The 1,926-nt window shown below is 55.4% G+C and carries 1 protein-coding gene; it reads left to right on the plus strand.

What is annotated here, in order from left to right; genetic code table 11:
• Positions 1-504: 504 nt before the first annotated feature.
• On the plus strand, positions 505-1,926 hold a 1,422-nt coding region (gene kdpA / locus L691_RS0101070), incomplete at its 3' end, for a potassium-transporting ATPase subunit KdpA (protein WP_025688224.1).

Here is a 1,926-nt window from a genome sequence, read left to right on the forward strand (position 1 = left end):
TAATTGCGGAAAGGAGAAAAAGTGTCGAATTTCCTCGTAAACCTTCGCCGATTGGCCACGATCAGGACCGTTGTTCATGCTTTACTGTTTAATCCTCCCCCCACTCCCCCCATCATACACACCCATCACAGATACCAATGGAGGGACACACTGGCCGAAGAGCCGATATGCTGCGAAATACGATGCAAAGTCAGGAAAAGAGATCAGGGGCGATCCCTAAGTCATCTACGATGATTTTTGGGACAGTCCCTCTTTTTGCTGTACAAGTCCATAGCTGCTTCGGCAGATGGCGGCGGGACGAGCCGATCCGCCAAGTCTTAACGAAATCTTTATACGGCGTCCGGGTTTCTTAACACTGTATTTATACGCCCGCTGGTAATATGAAACTCGTAAAGAGAAGCGAAATGGAGGAGCGGAAATGGCGACGGTAGTAGTAATCGCAGGGCTGGCCGCAGCCGCAATGTTTGTGTATTTGCTCTATGTCTTATTCTGGGGTGATGGGAAATGAGAGAGGCGATGTTTCAGGATCTGCTGTTTCTCATACTGCTGGTGGGGCTGTCCGTCCCGCTCGGCGTGTATATTTACAAGGTGATGATGGGAAAAAAGGTATTCTTGTCCCGGATCATGCAGCCGGTGGAGCGGGGGATTTACCGGATCATCGGGGTTAGAGAGGACGATGATATGAGCCCGGGCCAATATACGGGCGCAGTGCTTATTTTTAGCGGAATCGTTCTGATCGCTTTGTTCCTGCTGCTGATGGTGCAGGGCCTGCTTCCGCTTAATCCGGAGCATCAGAAGGCCATGAGCTGGGATCTGGCGTTCAACACGGCGGTCAGCTTCGTTACCAATACGAACTGGCAGGCGTATTCCGGCGAATCGGCCTTGTCGTATCTGACACAGAGCTTGGGGCTCACGGTGCAAAATTTTGTGTCTGCCGGGACGGGCATCGCGGTGCTGTTCGCTCTCATCCGGGGCTTTATCCGCAAATCTCAAGGAACAGTCGGGAACTTCTGGAAAGACATGGTCCGCATTCATATCTATGTGCTGATTCCGCTTTCCGCTATCCTAGCGCTGCTGCTGGTCTCTCAAGGGGTTGTGCAGACTCTTTCCCCTTATGCGCATGTTACGAACCTGGAGAACGGGGCCGCAAGCATCGTGCCGCTCGGTCCGGCGGCGAGCCAAATCGCTATCAAGCAGCTCGGCACGAACGGCGGCGGCTTCTTCGGAATGAACTCGGCGTTTCCGCTTGAGAATCCGACCGCGTTCTCCAACCTGCTTCAATTGCTGTCCATTCTGCTGATTCCCGCCTCGCTGTGCGTGTCGTTCGGAAGGGCGGTCAAGGACCGGGGACAGGGCCGGGTCATTTACGCGGCCATGCTGATTCTCTTCATCCTGTGTCTTGTTGGAATTACGGCCAGCGAACGGTACGGAGCGCCCTTGATACATGGAGTGATCTCATCGGGCAATATGGAGGGCAAAGAAGTCGTCCACGGTGTCGGAACGTCGGCGCTCTGGGCGGCGGCAACTACGGCGGCTTCCAACGGATCGGTCAATGCGATGCATGACAGCTTTACCCCGCTGGCGGGAGGCTTGCTGATGTTCCTGATGCAGCTGGGAGAAATCGTGTTCGGCGGCGTGGGCAGCGGGCTGTACGGCATGCTTGCCTTCGTGATTCTGACCGTGTTCATCGCGGGGCTGATGGTCGGGCGGACGCCGGAGTATCTGGGCAAAAAAATTGCGCCGTTCGAGATGAAAATGGTCTGCCTGATCGTGCTGGCACCGCCGCTGCTGACGCTGTTTGGAACCGCCGCCGCTGTGCTGATGCCGCAGACGGGAACGTGGCTGACCAATTCGGGCGCGCATGGCTTTTCAGAAATCCTGTACGCTTTCACTTCGCTAGGGAATAACAACGGCAGCGCCTTCGGC

Origin of the sequence: Paenibacillus zanthoxyli JH29 (assembly GCF_000520715.1) — a bacterium.
Classification (GTDB): domain Bacteria; phylum Bacillota; class Bacilli; order Paenibacillales; family Paenibacillaceae; genus Paenibacillus_AQ; species Paenibacillus_AQ zanthoxyli.